Origin of the sequence: Pectobacterium sp. A5351, assembly GCF_028335745.1 — a bacterium.
Taxonomy (GTDB): domain Bacteria; phylum Pseudomonadota; class Gammaproteobacteria; order Enterobacterales; family Enterobacteriaceae; genus Pectobacterium.
The window spans coordinates 357,542-378,219 of record NZ_CP116477.1 but is presented as its reverse complement, the minus strand read 5'-3'; the positions used below and the strand labels follow the sequence as shown (position 1 = coordinate 378,219).

Here is a 20,678-nt window from a genome sequence, read left to right as displayed (position 1 = left end):
GAGAACATCACGCCGTTGGCGCATTGCTCGCTAGTGCGACGACGTTCTCTTGCTCTGCGGGGGTTTTACCGGTTTTCTCTTTTTTCTTTTCCACGTAGCTCAGTTTTTCCTGATGCTGCGCTGGCGGGGTCAGCGGGTGGGACTGGCCGGTGAAGATGCCGCCTTTTTCGATGGAAAGCTCATCGGTGAAAATATCGCCGAATACTTTTCCCTGCGCCAGAATGGCGACGACGCTGGCGGCGATACGTCCTTCAACGCGACCGTTGATGACGATCTGCTGCGATTTCATTTCGCCGTTTACCTGACCGGTGTGCTCCACTTTAATCGTGTTATCGCACTGCACATCGCCTTCTACCCGACCTTCCACGGTAATGTTGCCATCCACAACCAGAGAACCCGTCATCCGTGCGCCCTGAGAAATGAAGGTGTCTTTTTTCACACGCACAGGGTTCACTGAATTAATCAACTCGTTCGATGGACTGATAGCGGGGGAGCTGTTTATTTCACTGCGCTCTTGCGGTTCTTTTGCATCTTTTTTGTTTTTATCAAATGAAAACATCGTGTTATTCCTTTTAACAGTATAGAAAAATGCGATCGTGGCACTCGTGACGAGTACGGCAGCCACTCCCTGACCGTAATAGCGAAGAGGGAATTCGCTATAAATATCAATAAGCCAGGCGACGACCAACAAAGCCCATAGTGCCCATATTCCCCAAAGCAGGTTGTAATTACGCACCGGGGTAACCCCGGAAAAAGGTGGGGTAATGCATATCCTTCTCCATTCGTCCTTTTTGCGGCTTGATTCCCGGATTCATTGAGCCATACCTCATAACTATCGGATGGCAGGCCCGTTTATTTAGTCCGATGACCGTGGCAACGTGATGACTATCGCATAAATTTTCACCATTACGATGTGGAAAAGTGCGTTTTATTGATGTGGATACGTCTCTGCGGTGAAGAGTATTGCTTAGCTAAACCGATTCTTTTATGTTAGCAAACAGTCTGATTATCGTTGATAAGAGTAACGTTATGGCAAACAGAATTTGGGTCATGGGCGACGCCGTTGTCGATCTCATCCCGGAAGATACGGAACGCTATCTGAAATGTCCCGGCGGCGCACCGGCCAATGTCGCAGTCGGCATTGCCAGACTGGGGGGAAACAGCGCGTTTATCGGGCGCGTCGGTGAAGATGTTTTTGGTCATTTTCTAAAAACGGTGCTGGAGCAGGAGAACGTCGATACCCACCACATGGCACACGACGGGCACCACAGAACCTCAACCGTGGTTGTCAGTCTAGATGACGCAGGCGAACGCACCTTCACGTTTATGGTACGCCCGAGTGCCGACCTGTTTTTACAGCCGGAAGACCTGCCGATGTTCAACCAAAGAGAGTGGCTGCACCTCTGCTCCATCGCGCTCTCACAGGAACCTTCACGCAGTACCGCCTTTGAGGCGATGCGGCAAGTGAAAGCCGCGCGAGGCAGGGTTAGCTTCGACCCGAATATCCGTGACGACCTGTGGCAAAATGAGCAGGAACTGCGCGACTGCCTGACACAGGCGCTGATGCTGGCCGACGTGGTGAAACTGTCGCGTGAAGAACTCGCTTTCCTCTGTTCAACACCGGATGTTGAAGCGGGGATTCAGCAGTTCATGCAGCGCTACCCCACCCGGCTCTTGCTGGTGACACTGGGCAGCGAAGGCGTCTGGCTGCACGATCGCCACCAGCTACAGCACTTTGTCGCACCATTGGTGACCCCCGTCGATACCACAGGTGCAGGTGACGCCTTCGTTGCCGGTTTATTGCACGGCCTGGCGCAGTATGACGATCTGTCACAGCCGCTGAGCTGGGACCCGATTATCGCTCAGGCGCAGCGGTGCGGTGCTCTTGCCACCACGGCAAAAGGCGCGATGACCGCACTTCCCTATGCTCAACAGTTAGACACGCTCCCCTTAGCCAAACCCTAAGTCCCTCCGTTTAATACGGTTACCGCCCGGTTTTGTCGTCAGGATCACAGTTACAGAATCGGGCGAGTGAAATTTCTTGCTAACCCTCCTGCTGGCTTTTATTTTCCCTATGAAAAATCGGTTTAGCAATTTAGCTAAACATGAGAAATCCAAAAACAATAAATCGACTTCACGACGAGAACGAAAAAATGAAACCAAGCCACCTTGCTGTGACGATAGGATTATTACTCTCCTCCCCGTTTTATGTTTCTGCTGCCAACACCGATAGTATTGAAGCCCGTCTGAATGCCATGGAGCAGCGTTTGCAACAGGCCGAAGCCCGTGCTCAGGCCGCCGAGGCCAGAGCCGACGCCGCAGAAAAGCAAACCCAACAGCTTGCCACCCGCACCACGCAAACCGAACAGAAAACCCAGCAGGTGGAACAGCGCACGACGGCGCTGGCTAAGCAAAAATCATTTGCCGATGGATTTGAATTCCACGGCTACGCGCGCTCCGGCTTATCGATCAATGACTCCGCCACCAGTTCCAAAACCGATATCGGGCCGGGCATGTCCCCTGCCGGCCAGACTGGCGGACATATCGGTCGCTTAGGCAATGAAGACGACACCTACGTCGAGATCAAACTGGAGCACAAACAGAAGCTGGATAACGGCGCGACAACTCGCTTCAAGGTGATGATGGCGGATGGCCAGCGCAGCTATAACGATTGGACCGGAGATGATAGCAAACTCAACATTCGTGAAGCCTTCGTCGAACTGGGCTCACTGCCAACCTTCACCGGCGCCTTTAAGGACACTACGCTGTGGGCAGGTAAACGCTTCGATCGCGATAACTTCGATATTCACTGGCTGGACAGCGACGTGGTCTTCCTCGCGGGCACCGGCGGCGGGATCTATGACGTGAAATGGGCGGATAGCGCCAAGAGTAACGTCTCGCTGTATGGCCGTAGCCTCGGCCCAATTACCTCGCTGGATAACGACATCAAAAACTATGTCTTTACCACCAACAACTACGTCGGGCCATTCCAGTTCATGCTGAGCGGATTAACGGCCAAAAATAACGATGTAAAAGCAAACACCGGTACAAGCCGTGATAACACCGTCGTCACCAACACCAATGCGGGCGATAAAGGCTACCACGCGATGGTGGCTTACCACGGTGACAGCTTCTACGGCTTGCGCAAAGGGACATCGAAAACCGCGATCCTCTACGGTCACGGACTGGGCGGCGAAGTGAAAAACATCGGTGCCGACGGCAACCTGACCAACGATGCCAACACCTGGCGCTTTGCGACCTACGGCACCACGGCGTTGAACAAGACCTGGAGCTTCGCCCCGTCCATTTTGGCGCAAACCAGCAAAGACCGTTACGTCAACGGCGATAGCTACGAGTGGGTGACATTTAATGCGCGCCTGATTCAGGAAATCACCGAAAACTTTGCACTGGCTTATGAAGGCAGCTATCAATACATGGACCTCGATCCGCGCGGTTATAAAAACCTGAATCAGGTGAGCGGCGGTTTCTATAAGCTGACCTTCGCACCAACATTCAAGGTCGGCGATATCGGCAACTTCTTTAGCCGTCCTGAACTGCGCGTGTTTGCCAGTTACATGGACTGGGATAAACGGCTGGATAACTACTCCAGTGAAGATACGTTTGGCTCCACCGGCTTTAAAGCAGGCGGCGAATGGAACTTCGGTATCCAGATGGAAACCTGGTTCTAACCCTTGCCCGGCCTTGGCGTCGATTACGCGCTAATCGACGTCAAAGTGGCGACATATAAAGAGGAATAACATGGATATCAACAAAACTGCCGCCGTGCTCATCCCGCTTCTCGGCGGGAAAGAGAATATCGCCAGCGCGGCTCACTGTGCGACTCGCCTGCGTCTGGTACTGAATGATGACAGTCTGGCTGACAAGAAAGCCATCGAGAACGTTGACGGCGTGAAAGGCTGTTTCCAGAACGCGGGACAAATGCAGATCATTTTCGGCACAGGGCTGGTCAACAAGGTGTATGCCGAGTTCATCAAAGCGGCTGGCATCAGTGAATCGAGTAAATCCGAAGCGGCCTCCATCGCAGCGAAGAAGCTAAACCCGCTGCAACGTTTGGCGCGTCTGCTATCAAACATCTTCGTCCCTATCATGCCGGCGATTATCGCCTCCGGTCTGTTGATGGGGCTACTCGGCATGATCAAGACCTACGGTTGGGTCGATGCCAGCAGCGCGATCTTTGTGATGCTGGATATGTTCAGCTCCGCTGCCTTTATTATCCTGCCTATCCTGATCGGTTTTACCGCCGCGCGCGAGTTCGGCGGCAACCCCTATCTCGGCGCGACGCTGGGCGGCATCCTGACTCACCCGGCGCTGACCAACGCCTGGGGCGTCGCGGGGGGCTTCCAGACCATGCACTTTTTCGGCATGGACATCGCCATGATCGGCTATCAGGGTACTGTGTTTCCGGTCCTGCTGGCCGTCTGGTTCATGAGCATCGTAGAAAAGCGCCTGCGTAAAATCGTACCTGACGCGCTGGATATCATCGTCACGCCGTTCCTCACGGTCATCATTTCCGGCTTCGTTGCTATGCTGATTATCGGTCCGGCTGGGCGCGCGCTGGGCGACGGTATTTCTTTCTTACTCAGCACGTTGATTGCTCACGCGGGCTGGCTGGCCGGTTTGCTGTTTGGCGGCCTCTACTCCGTTATCGTCATCACCGGCGTTCATCACAGCTTCCATGCCATTGAAGCCGGACTGCTTGGCAATCCGAATATCGGCGTCAACTTCCTGCTGCCGATTTGGGCGATGGCAAATGTGGCGCAGGGTGGCGCGTGTCTGGCGGTATACTTCAAAACGCGTGATGCCAAAACTCGAGCGATTGCCGTTCCCGCAGGGCTGTCTTGTCTGCTGGGCATCACAGAAGCGGCGATATTTGGTATCAACCTGCGCTTTATTAAACCGTTCCTGGCCGCACTGGCAGGCGGTGCCCTTGGTGGCGCATGGGTCGTCTTCAATCACGTCAATATGACGGCCGTTGGGCTGACCGGTTTTCCGGGGCTGGCCATTGTGCAAGGCGGGTCGATGCTTAACTACCTGATTGGGATGTTCATTGCGTTCGGTGCCGCCTTTGTCATTTCTTTACTGCTGAAATATAAAACGGATAGCGAATAATGAAGGAAGTCCACTTACTAAAGCGCATGGCGCACGCCCTGATGTCAGGTTACTCACAGAAACAGGAAGACCCGTATCGCCCGGAATGGCATCTCTCCCCGTGTGTGGGTCTGCTCAACGATCCGAACGGATTTATTCATCACAATGGGCGTTACCATCTGTTTTATCAGTGGAATCCTTTATCTTGTGCCCACGGAGCAAAATTCTGGGGGCACTGGAGCTCCGCCGATCTGGTGAACTGGACGCATGAACCCGTCGCATTGGTGCCAAGTGAAAGCTATGAAAGCCACGGCTGCTACTCCGGTTCTGCCGTGGTGGATCAGGGGGCGATCATGCTGATGTATACGGGTAACGTGAAATACGACGATGGCTCACGTACCGCATTTCAGTGCCTCGCCCGTGAGAATCCTAACGGTGAATATGACAAGCTGGGAGCGGTTCTGACGCTCCCTGACGGCTACACCGGGCACGTTCGCGATCCCAAAGTGTGGCGCCATGATGACCGCTGGTACATGGTGCTCGGCGCACAAAATCTCGACCTGCAAGGGAAAGTGCTGCTCTATCGTTCTGACGATCTGCTGGCATGGGAAAAGGTCGGTGAGATCGCCGGTTCCCGTTTGGGCGGGATCGGGGATTTTGGCTACATGTGGGAGTGCCCGGATCTGTTCCCGTTGGATGGAAAGGACGTGCTGATCTGCTGCCCGCAGGGGCTTCCCGCCGAAGAAGAACGTTATCTGAATACCTTCCAGGCGGGCTATTTCATCGGCTCGCTCAACTACGACAGCGGCGCTTATCCGCATCAGGGTTTCCACGAACTGGATCTCGGCTTTGAGTTTTACGCTCCGCAAACCACGCTGAGTGACGACGGGCGACGCCTGCTGTTCGGTTGGATGTCGATTCCCGACGATAATGAATTCTTTGAACCGACGATCGAGTACGGCTGGATCCATACCATGACCTGCCCGCGCGAACTCACGTTGCAAGGCGATCGCGTTTATCAACGCCCTGCACGTGAACTGCAACAGCTGCGCAGGCAACATTCCACCTGGCATGGTGCCGCAGACTACGCATCCCCGCTGCACGCTAGCAGCGCGGAAATCCTCATCACCGTGCAGGGGGAATTCCAGCTCAGCCTCGCCTCGCAACTGGTTCTCTGTTGGGATGGGGAACGCGTCACGCTGAGCCGACGCAACCGCCGCACTGGTGAACCCGAACATCGCTACTGGCGTGGCGACCTCAACCAATTGCAGATACTGTGCGATCGCTCCAGCGTTGAAATTTTTATCAACGACGGCGAGGCTGTGATGTCTGCGCGCTATTTCCCGGAAAGTGAAGCGACCATGACGTTCAGCGGCTCTGGGCGATTAACGCTACAGCACTGGCTGTTGGCGCCATGCGTGATAGAATAACGTTCCTTTTTTCTGATAGCAGACCTCGCGGTGAAACCGACTAAACGCATAACAATCAGTGACATCGCCGCGCTGGCCGGTGTATCAAAATCCACCGCCAGTCTGGTACTTAACGGACGCAGCAAAGAATTTCGCGTTTCTGATGAAACCCGCGATCGCATTTTAGCCGTCGCGCATGAACAGCGTTATCAGCCCAGCATTCATGCCCGTTCTCTGCGCTCATCCCGCAGCAACACGCTGGGGCTGGTGGTGCCGGAAATGACCAACTACGGCTTTGCCGTCATTTCCCGCGAGTTGGAGATGCTGTGCCGTGAAGCAGGACTACAGTTGCTGATTGCCTGCACCGACGAAAATGCTAGTCAGGAGATGATGGCGGTCAACAGTCTGGTGCAGCGTCAGGTCGATGGTCTGATTGTCGCCTCCAGCCTGTTGAGCGATATCGAGTATCAGAAAATTAACCAGCAGTTGCCCGTCATACAATTTGACCGGGTGATTGGTGATTCCACGCTGCCGATGGTGATTTCCGAAGCGGTAGAATCCACGGCGGAAATGGTCGAACGTATCGCCCGTCAGCATCGTGATGAGTTCTATTTCCTTGGCGGCCAGCCGAGAATTTCTCCGACCCGCCACCGTCTGGAAGGTTTCCAACTCGGGCTGGCACGCGCAGGTATCGACTGCAAACCGGAGTGGATTATTCACGGCAGCTATCACCCCAGCGCGGGTTATGAAATGTTTGCTCAGCTATGTGCCACGCTGGGCCGCCCGCCAAAAGCGTTGTTTGTTGCCGCCTGTGGCCTGATGGAAGGCGTGCTGCGTTATATGAACCAGCATGACCTGATGGAAAGCGGCATCCGGCTGTGCTGCTTTGACGATCACTATCTGTTTGACTGTTTACCGCTGAAGATCGATACCGTGGCGCAAAATTGTGAAAATCTGGCGCGCAGCAGTTTTGAGATGGTGACCAGCCTGATTGCACAGCAGCCGCTTGAAGAAGATCGGCGCTATATTCCGACGCGGATTCACTGGCGTCATCCTGATTCGCGGGCGTAGGCCAACGCCCAAATCGCACAACATCCTCCAGACATAAACCTACAGACGTAAAAAAAGGAATGCGGTTTGAATTTCCTCCGCATTCCTTCCTAAACCAACCTTAACCGTTATTTAGCGGCTGCGGTTTCCGCACCGACCAGACCAACCTTGAGGTAGCCTGCTTTACGCAGTGAATCCATCACGCTCATAATGGTTTCATAATCGACGCTTTTATCCGCCTGAAAGAAGATAGTCGTTTCTTTGTTAGCGCTGGTTTTCGCGTCCAGTACCTGAGCCAGAGATTGCTCGCTAACCACCTCTTCCCCCAGAAACATTTGCTTATCCGCTTTTACCGTCAGATAAAGCGGTTTTTCCGGTCGCGGCTGCGGCGCTGCCGATGAGGCAGGCAGATCGACACGAATGTCTACCGTTGCCAGCGGTGCCGCCACCATGAAGATAATCAGCAGAACCAGCATGACGTCAATGAACGGCGTGACGTTAATGTCATGCATTTCACCGTCATCACTCACGTCCTCCTTCAAATGCATCGCCATGACTTAACCCACCCGCAGTTTATGCGCTGCTGAAGACGCCCGGTTATCGTTGCTGGCAGCCACGTCGAGATCGCGACTTTGCAACAGCAGCACTTGTGCAGCCACATCGCCGACCATCGCTTTGTAGCCGGCAATCGAACGTGCAAAGACGTTATAGATAACTACCGCAGGAATCGCGGCCACCAGACCAATCGCCGTCGCCAGCAGGGCTTCTGCGATCCCCGGTGCGACTACCGCCAGGTTGGTGGTTTGCGTCTGTGCGATACCGATGAAGCTGTTCATGATGCCCCATACCGTACCAAACAGCCCGACGAACGGGGCAACCGCGCCGACCGTGGCCAGATAGCCGTTACCACGTCCCATATGACGACGGGTAGCCGCCACGCGACGTTCCAGACGAAATGCGGTACGTTCTTTAATCCCGTTGTTGTCATCAGAACGTGCGGAAAGTTCCAGTTCGTTCTGCGCATCCACCAGCAGTTGTTGCGCGACGCTGCCAGCTTTGAACGCGTCGGCTGTTTCCAGCGCATCATCCAGCGTTTTCGCCTGTTCTAATGCCAGATATTCACGGCGCAGACGGCGTTTCGCACCAGACATCTCAACGCTTTTACTGAAGAAGATCGCCCAGGTAATCACGGAAGCCAACAGTAAGCCAATCATCACCGTTTTCACCACAGCATCAGCGTGCTGGTACATGCCCCAGACGGACAAATCGGTTTTCATCAGGTTATTGGTGCCCGGTGCCGCACTCGCTGGAAGCGAGAGAGCTGACGCCGGAACATCGGTTGTCACGGGGGCTGAAGGGGATGACGCAGCAGACTGAGCGGCAGGTGCGGCATTCTCTGTCGATAACGGTGCCGTTGCGGGAGCCGCAAACGCATTTCCACTTAGTCCCGCCGTACACAGCAGGATAACCAGCACGCTACGGGAAAATGCGCTGAACGCGCCACGTTTTTTTTGCCAGGTTGATAACACCTGTTGAGTTGTATTACTGACAGCCGTCTTCATGCTGTGCCTCCACCATTCGTTCTGTACAATCATCTGTTCTGTACAATATCCGCACATACCCGCAGGTATAATGCCGCAATAACGCAGCCTGAAATGATACCAAACCCTGAACGAATTGATAGTCGTTCTCATTATTATTTACACAAGATAATGCACTTTTCTTGCGTTCTGACAGGGTTTTTGGGGGTGGCCTGCACAACAGTAGAAAACATAAGAAAAAGATGAAGAATGACATTCAGGACTATCTCAGACAGAGAGAGGCCAGGAATAGGATGCGCATCCTGTGTTCTGGTACTCAACTTTTGTGATCGCCATTAAGTTATCACACCATTTCGTACCAACAGATGATAGATTTTTAAAAACGAAAGGTGGTTTCAAAAAAAATAATTAGCGAAAAAACAAAAAATTAATCATCTATCTTTGATAAAACCAATAATATCAACTATACAAAACAGTATTTCATATTAGCTTTTTCTTTTGTGACGCGAGTCATTCTACGAAGTTGTATAATAGGTTAGCTTAGCTATCAGAGAATGCCAAAATGCGTTCAACGATAGCGAAATAGAACGCCATTCTCTTACTCTTAAATCCATTGTTTATTATTCTATTTTTCATGGACTTAATTTTCAAATCGCCATTTGATGATTGCCATTCATTACCCATATCGCTGGAGACTACTCAATGAAGCTGTCGAAAAAATTGCTCGGCCTTTGCCTGGGTTCTGCCACACTGCTGATGAGCCAAGCCCTTCTGGCACAACAAATTAAAGCCTCTGATGTTCACCCGGAAGGTTACCCTAATGTCGTCGCCGTTCAGAAAATGGGAGAGAAATTAAAAGCTGCCACAAATGGCCGACTGGAAATTAAAACCTTCCCCGGTGGAGTCTTGGGTGATGAAAAACAAATGATTGAGCAGGCACAGCTCGGCGCGATTGATATTATCCGTGTATCCATGACGCCCGTTGCCGCTATTTTACCAGAAATAGAAGTCTTCACGCTGCCCTATATCTTCCGTGATGAAGATCATATGCACAAAGTGCTAGATGGGAAAATCGGTCAGGAGATTGGAGACAAAATTACTAACAACAGCAAATCCAAACTGGTTTTTCTGGGCTGGATGGACGCGGGCACGCGTAACTTGATCACCAAACAACCTGTGGTGAAACCAGAAGACCTCAAGGGCATGAAAATTCGCGTCCAGGGGAGTCCGGTCGCGCTGGCAACGCTAAAAGCCATGGGTGCCAACTCAATCGCGATGGGCGTCAGTGAAGTCTTCAGCGGCATGCAAACCGGCGTAATTGACGGCACTGAAAATAACCCGCCGACGTTTGTCGCACACAACTACCTGCCTGTCGTGAAAAACTATACCTGGAGCCGCCACTTCATTATTCCTGAGCTGTTCCTGTATTCCAAAACCAAATGGGACAAACTTTCTAAAGAGGATCAGGATCTGATCCTGAAGCTGGCGAAAGAAGCGCAGCAAGAACAGCGCGTGCTGTGGAATGAATATACTCAGCAATCTCTGGATAAAATGAAGGCCGGCGGCGTTCAATTCCATGACATTGATACCGAGTATTATTTCAAAGCTACTCAGCCCGTACGCGATCAGTTTGGTGCCAAATATCAGGATCTGATTAAAGCCGTAGCCGACGTGAAATAATCAATCTCTCATCTAAGCGGATAAATAGCAGATTCTTGACGAACGGATTTACGCAATGAAAATGGTGATAGTGGATAGATTTCCATTATCACCGCACCACGGATTTATCAGCAACGTCATAAATAGCGCTCTATTTATCCGCCCCTGATATCAACAATTCCCCTTCGCTTATTGCTTAGCGAATATAGGTGGCACAATGGCACAGTCTTATCTTTCCAGTATGGATGTACTCTATCGTATTGCCATGTGGGTTTCTGGTCTGGCGTTATTAATTATGACGCTCGTGATTCCAGTCGGAATATTCGCACGCTATGTATTAAATGCCGCATTATCCTGGCCAGAACCCATTTCAATTATTTGTATGGTGACATTTACTTTTGTCGGCTCCGCCGTCAGTTATCGTTCCAACTCACATATTGCCGTCAGCATGTTAACCGACAGATTGCCAGAATCCGGTAAGAAGATTTGCGTCCATCTGTCGAACCTCCTGATGCTATTAATCAGCCTGTTTATTCTTTATTACAGCACATTGCTTTGCCTGGAATTATGGGAACAGCCCGTGGCGGAGTTTCCCTTATTAACCGCGGGTGAAAGCTATTTACCGCTGCCTATCGGTTCGTTAATCACCGTGCTGTTCATCATCGAAAAAATGTTTTTCGGCCCGCAGGATAAACGCCCTGTGGTAATGCTTGGCAGTTCTTAATTCGGAGCCAATACCATGGATGCATTTATTCTGATTGCCTCACTGGCCGTGCTGTTAGCGGTCGGCGTACCCGTCGCTTACGCGGTTGGGTTGAGCGCCATTGTTGGCGCGTTCTGGATCGATCTGCCGCTTGAAGCGGTCATGATCCAGATTACCAACGGCGTGAACAAATTTTCGCTATTGGCGATTCCTTTCTTTATTCTGGCCGGGGCAATCATGGCCGAGGGTGGCATCGCCCGTCGACTGGTCAGCTTCGCTTACATCTTTGTCGGCTTTATTCGCGGCGGTTTATCGCTGGTTAATATCGTCGCCTCCACGTTTTTCGGCGCGATATCCGGTTCTTCTGTCGCAGATACGGCCTCAATCGGTTCGGTGATGATCCCAGAGATGGAGAAGAAGGGTTACCCGCGCGACTTCTCTGCCGCCGTCACCGCCAGCGGCTCCGTGCAGGCGATTTTGACACCACCTAGCCACAACTCCGTGATCTACTCACTGGCAACCGGCGGTACGGTTTCCATCGCTTCGCTGTTTATTGCAGGGATCCTGCCCGGTCTGCTGCTCAGCATGACCCTGATGGTGATGTGCGTCGGCTTCGCACATCGACGCGGTTATCCAAAAGGCGAACGCGTACCGTTCCGTCAGGCGCTGAAAATCTTTGTAGATACCCTGTGGGGATTGATGACGGTCGTCATCATCATGGGCGGGATCCTATCCGGCATTTTCACCGCAACCGAGTCTGCGGCCATCGCCTGCCTGTGGTCCTTCTTCGTGACCATGTTTATCTACAAAGACTATAAATGGTCAGAACTGCCCAAGCTGATGTACCGCACGGTAAAAACCGTCACGATCGTAATGATCCTGATCGGCTTCGCCGCCGCGTTCGGTGCCATCATGACTTACATGCAGCTACCGAGCCGCATTACCGAGTTTTTCACCTCCATTTCGGATAACAAGTACGTCATCCTGATGTGGATTAACATCATGCTGCTGCTACTTGGCACACTGATGGACATGGCACCGCTCATTCTGATCCTGACGCCCGTTCTGCTGCCCGTCGCTCTCTCGCTCGGCATCGATCCGGTGCATTTCGGCATGATCATGCTGGTGAATCTCGGGATCGGCCTGATTACACCACCGGTGGGGTCGGTGCTTTTCGTCGCCAGCGCGGTGAGTAAGCAGAAGATAGAACAAGTCGTTAAAGCAATGCTGCCCTTTTACTGCGGGCTGTTCTTTGTGCTGATGCTGGTCACTTATATTCCGGCGATCTCACTCTGGCTACCCAAATTCTTCGGTGTGCATACGGGTTAGCGCACTACACTGCGCCATGTTGATTAACTGAGTACAGAAGACATGGCGCTTTCCTTGCGTTTCCCTACCTGAAATATTTTCACCTACCTCTAATCTTATCCTACTCAAGCCCACGCGACGCCCAAGCCATGATAACGTAGGTTAATACATCGAATCACGCCTCCTTCCTTCCTCACACTTTTGCTATCAGGTATATCTGGCGTATTGGGTCATCCAGCAGGATTGAATAGAAAAGGTAATAGTAGTTATGACAAGCAAAAAAACAGCAACCGCGTTAGTCGCCGCAGGACGCAGCAAGAAATTCACCCACGGTTCTGTAAATCCCGTTATTCAGCGCGCTTCTTCGCTGGTATTCGATACCGTGCAGGACAAGAAGCATGCCACCATTAACCGGGCTAAAGGGGCCTTGTTCTACGGACGCCGCGGTACGCTGACCCATTTCTCATTTCAGGAAGCGATGGTGGAGCTGGAAGGCGGCGCAGGCTGCGCGTTGTATCCTTGTGGAGCGGCCGCGATTTCTAATGCAATCCTCTCTTTCGTTGCGGCAGGCGATCACATTCTGGTGACGGAGTCGGCCTACGAACCCACGCAGGATTTCTGCACCAAAGTGCTCCAGAAGTTGAACGTCAGCACCACCTATTTTGATCCGCTCATCGGTGACGGCATTGCCGAATTGATCCAGCCCAATACCAAAGTCGTCTTTCTCGAATCGCCCGGCTCCATCACCATGGAAGTCCATGATGTGCCAGCGATCGTACAAGCCGTGCGCCGCATCAATCCCGACATCGTTATCATGATTGATAATACCTGGGCAGCAGGCATTTTATTCAAAGCGCTCGACTTCGATATTGATATCTCCATTCAGGCGGGCACGAAATACATCGTCGGCCATTCCGATGCCATGCTCGGTACGGCGGTGGCGAATGAGCGCTGCTGGGCGCAGTTGCGTGAACACTCTTACCTGATGGGCCAAATGGTAGACGCTGATACCGCTTATGTCGCCAGCCGTGGCCTGCGCACGCTGGGCGTCAGGCTCAAACAGCATCAGGAAAGCAGCATCCGTATTGCGAAATGGCTAGCGGAGCGCCCTGAAGTCGCCGCCGTTAATCACCCTGCGCTGCCGGGATGCAAAGGGCATGAATTCTACGTACGCGATTTTAACGGCTGCAACGGCTTGTTCTCCTTTGTGCTGAAAGAAAAATTAAGCAAAGAGGCGCTGGCACACTATCTGGATCATTTTGAACACTTCAGCATGGCGTATTCCTGGGGAGGCTTCGAGTCTCTGATTCTGGCAAATCAGCCGGAAGAACTTGCGGCTATCCGCCCGGTGAGCGGCGTGGATTTTACCGGCACACTTATTCGGTTACATATTGGACTTGAAGACAGTGACGATCTGATCGACGATCTGGCCGCGGGTTTCAGCAGGCTGAGCGCATAGTCTGGCAAGGCGTCAGCAGGCTCATCGCTGCCAAACGGCAGGAAACAAAATATATACCCTAAATAATTCGAGTTGCAGGAAGGCGGCAAGAGAGAGAATCCCGATGAGCTTACTCAGGTAAGTGATTCGGGTGAATGAACGTAGCCAACGCACATGCGGCTTGAAGTATGACGGGTATGGCAGGAAATAAAATATAGAAAATGTGACGGCCATAAAGCCGCCACATCTTGATTTCCCCTGCGGCACGGTGGGTAATGCGTTATCATAATCATGAGTCAACGCTTACCAAAAAACGCGTTACCTTAACCAAAATTAAGCATTAAGCCCTGTCACATTCTCACGATGTGGCAAGGCGTTTTGCCCAACCGATTTTAGGGCTTGATAGGCAGTAGATTTCAGGTAATTCAGCGTTCCATCGCCGCAACCTGAGAGATAGTGAATATCGTCACTGGCGGGATGTAATATGAGTGTGGTTCACGACATTATTCAGGCGCTCTGGCAGCAGGATTTTAGTGCATTGGCCGATCCCCACGTCATTTGGGTGGTGTACGGCATTCTGTTCACGACGCTGTTTCTGGAGAACGGCCTGCTACCTGCCTCTTTTCTGCCCGGCGACAGCCTGCTATTGCTCACGGGTGCCATGATTGCCAAAGGCGTGATGAGCTTTTTCCCTACGATGATTTTGCTCACCGTCGCCGCCAGCCTCGGCTGCTGGCTCAGCTACCTTCAAGGGCGCTGGCTGAGTGATACGCGTCTGGTAAAAGGCTGGCTATTGCAACTTCCTGCGCATTACCACCAGCGTGCCCATCACCTGTTCCATCGACACGGCCTGATGGCGCTGTTGATTGGCCGCTTTTTAGCGTTTATCCGCACGCTGTTGCCGACGATGGCGGGCATTTCCGGGTTAAATAATACGCGCTTTCAAATTTTCAACTGGCTCAGCGGGTTGCTGTGGGTCGGTGGAATTGTCACGCTCGGCTATGCGCTCAGCCACATTCCGCTGGTCAAACGCTATGAAGATCAGGTGATGACCGCGCTGATCCTGCTCCCGATGATTTTGCTGGTTAGCGGCCTGATTGGCATGGCTGTTGTAGTGTGGCGTAAAAAACGTGCCGTCGCCTAATCGGTAACCGCACGCTTTCTTAACGCCTCCAGCTTTCCTCAACTGCCATATTGCTGGCCTTTAATCTCGCCGCCTCATCGCTCGGCGTCGCACCGAAATAGCGCTTAAATTCCCGGCTAAATTGCGACACGCTCTCATATCCTACACGAGCGGCCGCGACGCCCGCTCTCAGCCCTTCGTTGATCATCATCACGCGGGCTTTGTGTAAGCGGTAGGATTTCAGGTACTGCAACGGCGAGGTGTTGGTGACCGCTTTGAAATTATGATGAAAAGCCGAGACGCTCATGTTCACTTCCGCCGCCAGTTGTTCCACATTCAGGCTATCGGCATAGTGGTTTTCGATACGTCGCAGAGACTTGGCAATTTGGCTGAAGTGCGTGTGCCGATTGACCAGCGCCTGTAATGCCGCGCCGCGTTCGCCGCAGAGCATATGATAGATAATCTCGCGCACAATCGTAGGCCCCAGCACGCGGGCATCACGCGGGTTATCCATCGCATCCAGCAGCCGCTCCACGGCACACAGAATTTCATCGGTCAGCGGCGCGCTGTTCACGCCGCATGTGCAGGAACAGGGGCGGATCGCACTGTCGTCATCACCGATATCAATCAACAAATCCTGAAGCATCTGGATATCGATACGGATCGCCATCCCCACCAACGGGTGTTCAACGCTGGCTATCGTTTCACATTCAAACGGCAGCGGCACCGTCATCAGCAGGTAGTTTTCCGGGTCATACTGGAAGGTTTTCCCGCCCAGATAGCCAATTTTCTGCCCCTGAAAAATGATGACGATCGTCGGCTCATACATGACTGGCACGCGCGGGTGGTGCTGTTCCGTATAAAGAATTTTAACCTGAGGCACGAGCGAAGGCGTGGCCCAGTTTTTGGTTGAGCAGCGGATAGCCTGTTGCACGATGCGTTGCCGTACCGTCTGCTGCGGTTCAGTGAGTTCCTGAACGATGGGTTTCTGATCTGCGGGGTTCTGAACAAATCCCTCGCACTGGCCTTCGGTCAACATAATTGGCTTTCCGTCAAAATAGAGTTATCTCGCTACGGGTTCGCTTTTCCTGCCCGAAGCCGCTCTCCTGACAGAAGAAACAAAATGACATACCTGCGAATTATTATCACCCTTTTCTCCTGTATTTTGGAGAAATAGGCAATAAGCAAACAGAAATGTGCATTGAACGGCTTTCGCGGGTTGATGACAATACTCAGCATACATTCGCCCCTTCATCCCACGGGAAAAGACATGAATAAAACAATTGAGCTGTTCACCTCACACCGCAGTGAACGTAGCTATCTTGATAAAGCGATTCCCGATGACGTGCTGGATGCCATTATTCAGTCCGCGCATCTGGCACCGACCTCCGTGAACTCTCAACAGGTCTCGCTCATCGTCACTCGTGACCCGGAACGCAGGGCGCGCATCGCCGAGTTGGCTGGCGGCCAGCCGTGGATTGCCAAAGCGCCCGTCTTTATTACCGTGGTACTGGATATGCATAAAACACAGGTCGGGATTGCCATGAGCGACAAGCAACAGCACGCGCATGAAAGCCTCGAAAGCCTGATCGCTGGCACAACGGATGTCGGTATCGCGCTTGGCACGCTGATGGCCGCGGCACGCTCATTTGGGCTGGGCATCGTCCCGATTGGCGGCATTCGTCGCGAGCCGCAGGCGATGATCGATTTTCTGGAACTGCCTGAACTGACGTTCCCCGTCGCAGGTATCGCTATCGGTTATGTGGACACCCCTGCGCATCAAAAACCACGTCTGCCGCTGAATTCATTCCGCCATGATGAAACCTACCATCAGGAGGTTCTGCCTGCGGCTATCGAGCAATATAACCACACGCTGGTGACACACTGGCAGCAAACCGGCCGCGCAGACGGTGACAACTGGGGTGATAACACCGCCAGCTACTATCAGCACATTTATTTCCCGAAAGTCTTACCCGCGATCCTCCAACAGGGCTTTAAACTGGACAAATAACCTATGCTCAATTTCACACTTCATACCCCTACCAAAATTTTGTTTGGCGAAGGCCAGATTGCTGAATTAGGCAAAGAAATTCCTGCCGATGCCCGTATCCTCATTACCTACGGCGGCGGCAGCGTGAAGCACAATGGCGTACTGGATCAGGTCTATCGCGCACTAGAAGGCCGCAACGTACGTGAGTTTTCCGGCATTGAGCCGAACCCGACTTACGAAACGCTGATGAAAGCCGTCGAGGTCGTCCGTGCGGAGAAGATTGATTTCCTGCTGGCCGTTGGCGGTGGATCTGTGGTTGATGGCACGAAATTTATCGCTGCTGCCGCAGATTATCAGGCCGCGCAGGACCCGTGGCACATCCTGCAAACCGGTGGCGCAGAAATCGATCGCGGCGTTGCAATGGCCGCCGTGCTCACTCTGCCTGCGACCGGTTCGGAATCCAATAACGGCGCGGTCATCACCCGTCAATCGACCAACGATAAGCTCGCTTTCCGTTCACGCTACACACAGCCGCTTTTCGCCGTGCTCGATCCCGTCGTGACGTATACCCTGCCCGCTCGCCAAATTGCGAACGGCGTGGTTGACGCCTTCGTTCATACTGTCGAGCAGTACCTGACGTATTCCGTCGATGCCAAAGTACAGGATCGTTTTGCGGAAGGCTTGCTGCTGACGCTGGTTGAAGAAGGCCCGCGCGCACTGGCAGAACCGGAAAACTACAAGGTCAGAGCCAATGTGATGTGGAGCGCCACGATGGCGTTGAACGGCCTGATTGGCGCAGGCGTGCCGCAGGATTGGTCAACCCACATGCTGGGGCACGAATTAACGGCGCTGCACGGTCTCGATCATGCCCAAACGCTGGCTATCGTCCTGCCCGCCATGCTGGCAGCGAGAAAAGCCCAGAAGCGCGACAAACTGCTGCAATACGCCGAGCGCGTCTGGAACCTGCGCGACGGTAGCGAAGACCAGCGCATCGACGGTGCGATTGCCGCTACGCGCGACTTCTTCGAGAAAATGGGCGTACCGACCCGCATGTCTGACTATCAGTTGGATGGCAGGTCCATTCCGACACTGGTCGCCAAACTCAACGAGCATGGCCTGACCGCGCTGGGCGAGCACCGCGACATTACGCTGGAAGAAAGTCAGAAGATTTACGAAGCGGCGCGCTAAGCCCCTCCGTTCTTAACCCTTCGAATGATAGGAGAAAACGCGATCATTTAAACAACACTAATACCCTCAACTCAATGCTGTGTCTGTTAAGGGGAGCCAATCGGCTCCCCTTATCATCGGACAATCCATAACCGCTGCATTTTTCTACTAGAATGAAATCATATGCCTGTTCCTGCGAGGGACACGTTCCGCTATTTTCGTGATATGAACAGGTCGCCCATCCAGTTAACTCTATGATATTTTTATGGATTAACGGATATAAAAGGAGAATGAGATGACGCAACCGAAAGTTAAGCTGGCGGACGGCAATATCATGCCCCAGTTGGGCCTTGGTGTCTGGCGAGCAAGCAGTGAAGACACGGTAATCGCCGTGACTGAAGCATTGTCCCTCGGTTATCGGGCGATCGATACCGCCGCTATTTATAAGAACGAGGAAGCTGTCGGTCAGGCACTGAGCTCCGCGAATCTGCCGCGTGAAGAAGTCTTCATCACCACCAAGCTCTGGAATGGCGATCATACCGATCCCCAGAAGGCGTTGGAGGAAAGCCTGAGAAAACTTCGGTTAGATTATATCGATCTCTACCTGATTCACTGGCCGCTCCCGCAACAGAACACCTCTGTGGATGCCTGGCGCGGACTCATCAAACTCCAGGAACAGGGTCTGGCGAAAAGCATCGGCGTTAGCAATTTCCACATTCACCACTTACAGCGGCTAAAAGAAGAAACGGGCGTATTGCCAGTTATCGATCAGGTCGAGCTACACCCTCTTCTCCAGCAAAGACAGCTCCACGCCTGGAATGCGACGCATCATATCCAGACCGAGTCCTGGAGCCCGCTGGCACAGGGCGGCGAGGGTGTTTTTGACCATCCGATTATCCGTAAACTGGCGACAAAATACGGGAAAACGCCGGCACAGATCGTGATTCGCTGGCATCTGGACTGCGGGCTGGTGGTGATTCCTAAATCGGTGACGCCTTCCCGCATCAAGGAAAACTTCGAGGTGTTCGATTTCCGTCTGGATAAAGACGAGCTGGGTGAAATTGCCAAGCTGGATAGCGGGAAGCGACTCGGGTCGGACCCAGATGAACCGAGAAACGACTAAGCGCTAATCTACGGCTAAGAGCTAATCCACCTTTAATGCCAGCATTCACCGCGCTGGCATTTTTCTTCTAATCGGCAAATTGAATTTCATACACATCGCTACGGCAATGTGCCTCGCTGTATTCCAGCAGTTCACCCCGATCGTTATAAACATGCAGTTGGCAATACAGTATCGGTGCTTCCACCGCGATACCAAGCAGCGTGGCGACTTCTGCCGCACAGGCAATCGCTTTGAAAAGATAGCGTTTCTTGTCTGGGATGATCCCACCTGTCCTCCAATATTGGTAGAGAGACTGTTCAAGCGCTTCCGGGTCAGGCAGGAATTTTTGCGGAATCCAGGTTGTTTCCAGCGAGACAGGCTCACCATTGCTGAGCCGCACGCGCCGCAGATAGGTAACGGCCTCACCTTCCGGCAGCAACATTTTTGCCGCGATAGCAGCAGGCGGAACCTGTATCGTTTTCTCTAACCACAGGCTACCAGCGACGCCACCCTGTTTCAGCACCAACGCGGTGAAACCTTCATCTTCGGCGCTTAACGCGTAGTGGAGCCGTTGAACGATGCGGGTTCCTACCCCCTGCTGGCGAACAATCAACCCCTTTTCTTCCAGCAGCGACAAGGAACGGGAAACCGTTACGCGTGATAATCCCAGCTGTTGTGCAATCAATCTTTCCGCAGGTAAGAACTGACCTGCTAACGCCTTCCGACGGCCGATTTCTGATTCAAGCAACGACGCGAGCTGCATATAGCGAGGCGCCGACGACGCCTCAGCCAGTTGATCCCTGACCCAAAGCAGTAATTCCCGCATAGTGCAGCCTTTTTAGTGACGCAGCATTCTGGCTGCGTGCAGGTTAAAACAGGGAGTGAACCTGATTTCATCGCGAAACGGAACGCTCTGACTCTGAAATTGTTGTAATAAAACGTGTTTTTTTAGCACCTATCAAACCCGGAACCGCATGTGATTCAAAACGCGATTCACCCTAAATTCATAACAACATCAATCTATAAGGTATCGTCCGCACGGCTTCGCATCTTTAATTTTGGTTTGTCTGAATAGAGGT

The 20,678-nt window shown here is 52.7% G+C and carries 18 protein-coding genes; 13 read left to right on the top strand and 5 right to left on the bottom strand.

Features of this window, described 5'->3' with window-relative positions; genetic code table 11:
* Window positions 1-7: 7 nt before the first annotated feature.
* Entirely contained in the window at window positions 8-559 is a 552-nt protein-coding gene (locus tag O1Q74_RS01770; protein ID WP_271875838.1) for a bactofilin family protein, read from the bottom strand.
* A 470-nt stretch (window positions 560-1,029) separates the two neighbouring features.
* On the opposite strand from O1Q74_RS01770, the gene O1Q74_RS01765 reads away from it, so the two are divergent.
* From O1Q74_RS01765 to O1Q74_RS01745, 5 genes are all read left to right on the top strand, one after another.
* Complete coding sequence (locus O1Q74_RS01765; protein WP_271875837.1) at window positions 1,030-1,965, top strand: aminoimidazole riboside kinase; 936 nt, start codon at window positions 1,030-1,032, stop codon at window positions 1,963-1,965.
* A 188-nt stretch (window positions 1,966-2,153) separates the two neighbouring features.
* Entirely contained in the window at window positions 2,154-3,689 is a 1,536-nt protein-coding gene (locus O1Q74_RS01760; RefSeq protein WP_271875836.1) for a carbohydrate porin, read from the top strand.
* Between the two features lie 70 nt (window positions 3,690-3,759).
* On the top strand, window positions 3,760-5,130 hold the full coding sequence (locus tag O1Q74_RS01755; protein WP_271875835.1) for a sucrose-specific PTS transporter subunit IIBC: 1,371 nt from the start codon (window positions 3,760-3,762) through the stop codon (window positions 5,128-5,130).
* Window positions 5,130-6,539 carry a glycoside hydrolase family 32 protein gene (locus O1Q74_RS01750; RefSeq protein WP_271875834.1) on the top strand — a complete coding sequence of 470 codons (1,410 nt, stop codon included), beginning with the start codon at window positions 5,130-5,132 and terminating at the stop codon, window positions 6,537-6,539. Before O1Q74_RS01755 ends, O1Q74_RS01750 begins: the two co-directional genes overlap by 1 nt.
* A gap of 30 nt (window positions 6,540-6,569) precedes the next feature.
* The gene (locus O1Q74_RS01745) at window positions 6,570-7,589 is read left to right on the top strand and encodes a substrate-binding domain-containing protein (RefSeq protein ID WP_271875833.1); all 1,020 of its coding nucleotides are present in this window, start codon (window positions 6,570-6,572) and stop codon (window positions 7,587-7,589) included.
* 107 nt (window positions 7,590-7,696) lie between these two features.
* On the opposite strand, the gene exbD is transcribed toward O1Q74_RS01745, so the two are convergent.
* Window positions 7,697-8,122 carry a TonB system transport protein ExbD gene (gene exbD / locus O1Q74_RS01740; protein ID WP_010280259.1) on the bottom strand — a complete coding sequence of 142 codons (426 nt, stop codon included), beginning with the start codon at window positions 8,120-8,122 and terminating at the stop codon, window positions 7,697-7,699.
* A gap of 3 nt (window positions 8,123-8,125) precedes the next feature.
* On the bottom strand, window positions 8,126-9,130 hold the full coding sequence (exbB, locus tag O1Q74_RS01735; protein ID WP_271875832.1) for a tol-pal system-associated acyl-CoA thioesterase: 1,005 nt from the start codon (window positions 9,128-9,130) through the stop codon (window positions 8,126-8,128).
* Window positions 9,131-9,811: 681 nt separating this feature from the next.
* On the opposite strand from exbB, the gene O1Q74_RS01730 reads away from it, so the two are divergent.
* The 5 genes from O1Q74_RS01730 to O1Q74_RS01710 all read left to right on the top strand — a co-directional run bounded on the left by O1Q74_RS01730 (window position 9,812) and on the right by O1Q74_RS01710 (window position 15,361).
* Window positions 9,812-10,789 (top strand): TRAP transporter substrate-binding protein, encoded by a 978-nt coding sequence (locus O1Q74_RS01730; RefSeq protein ID WP_271875831.1) that lies wholly within the window; start codon window positions 9,812-9,814, stop codon window positions 10,787-10,789.
* 196 nt (window positions 10,790-10,985) lie between these two features.
* Entirely contained in the window at window positions 10,986-11,492 is a 507-nt protein-coding gene (locus tag O1Q74_RS01725) for a TRAP transporter small permease (RefSeq protein WP_271875830.1), read from the top strand.
* 15 nt (window positions 11,493-11,507) lie between these two features.
* On the top strand, window positions 11,508-12,800 hold the full coding sequence (locus tag O1Q74_RS01720; protein ID WP_271875829.1) for a TRAP transporter large permease: 1,293 nt from the start codon (window positions 11,508-11,510) through the stop codon (window positions 12,798-12,800).
* Between the two features lie 247 nt (window positions 12,801-13,047).
* The gene (gene metC / locus O1Q74_RS01715) at window positions 13,048-14,238 is read left to right on the top strand and encodes a cystathionine beta-lyase (protein WP_271875828.1); all 1,191 of its coding nucleotides are present in this window, start codon (window positions 13,048-13,050) and stop codon (window positions 14,236-14,238) included.
* 463 nt (window positions 14,239-14,701) lie between these two features.
* Window positions 14,702-15,361, top strand: coding sequence for a DedA family protein (locus O1Q74_RS01710; RefSeq protein ID WP_271875827.1), 660 nt, complete (start codon window positions 14,702-14,704; stop codon window positions 15,359-15,361).
* Window positions 15,362-15,380: 19 nt separating this feature from the next.
* Here O1Q74_RS01710 and O1Q74_RS01705 read toward each other — a convergent pair whose 3' ends face one another.
* Complete coding sequence (locus O1Q74_RS01705) at window positions 15,381-16,379, bottom strand: AraC family transcriptional regulator (protein ID WP_271875826.1); 999 nt, start codon at window positions 16,377-16,379, stop codon at window positions 15,381-15,383.
* Window positions 16,380-16,610: 231 nt separating this feature from the next.
* On the opposite strand from O1Q74_RS01705, the gene O1Q74_RS01700 reads away from it, so the two are divergent.
* The 3 genes from O1Q74_RS01700 to dkgA all read left to right on the top strand — a co-directional run bounded on the left by O1Q74_RS01700 (window position 16,611) and on the right by dkgA (window position 19,620).
* The gene (locus O1Q74_RS01700; RefSeq protein ID WP_271875825.1) at window positions 16,611-17,351 is read left to right on the top strand and encodes an NADPH-dependent oxidoreductase; all 741 of its coding nucleotides are present in this window, start codon (window positions 16,611-16,613) and stop codon (window positions 17,349-17,351) included.
* A gap of 3 nt (window positions 17,352-17,354) precedes the next feature.
* Window positions 17,355-18,518 carry an alcohol dehydrogenase gene (gene yqhD / locus O1Q74_RS01695; protein WP_271875824.1) on the top strand — a complete coding sequence of 388 codons (1,164 nt, stop codon included), beginning with the start codon at window positions 17,355-17,357 and terminating at the stop codon, window positions 18,516-18,518.
* 274 nt (window positions 18,519-18,792) lie between these two features.
* A complete protein-coding gene (gene dkgA / locus O1Q74_RS01690) occupies window positions 18,793-19,620 on the top strand; it encodes a 2,5-didehydrogluconate reductase DkgA (protein ID WP_271875823.1) in 828 nt (275 codons plus the stop codon).
* A 67-nt stretch (window positions 19,621-19,687) separates the two neighbouring features.
* Here dkgA and O1Q74_RS01685 read toward each other — a convergent pair whose 3' ends face one another.
* Window positions 19,688-20,425, bottom strand: a complete 738-nt coding sequence (locus O1Q74_RS01685; protein ID WP_271875822.1) for a GntR family transcriptional regulator — start codon at window positions 20,423-20,425, stop codon at window positions 19,688-19,690.
* Window positions 20,426-20,678 lie beyond the last annotated feature (253 nt).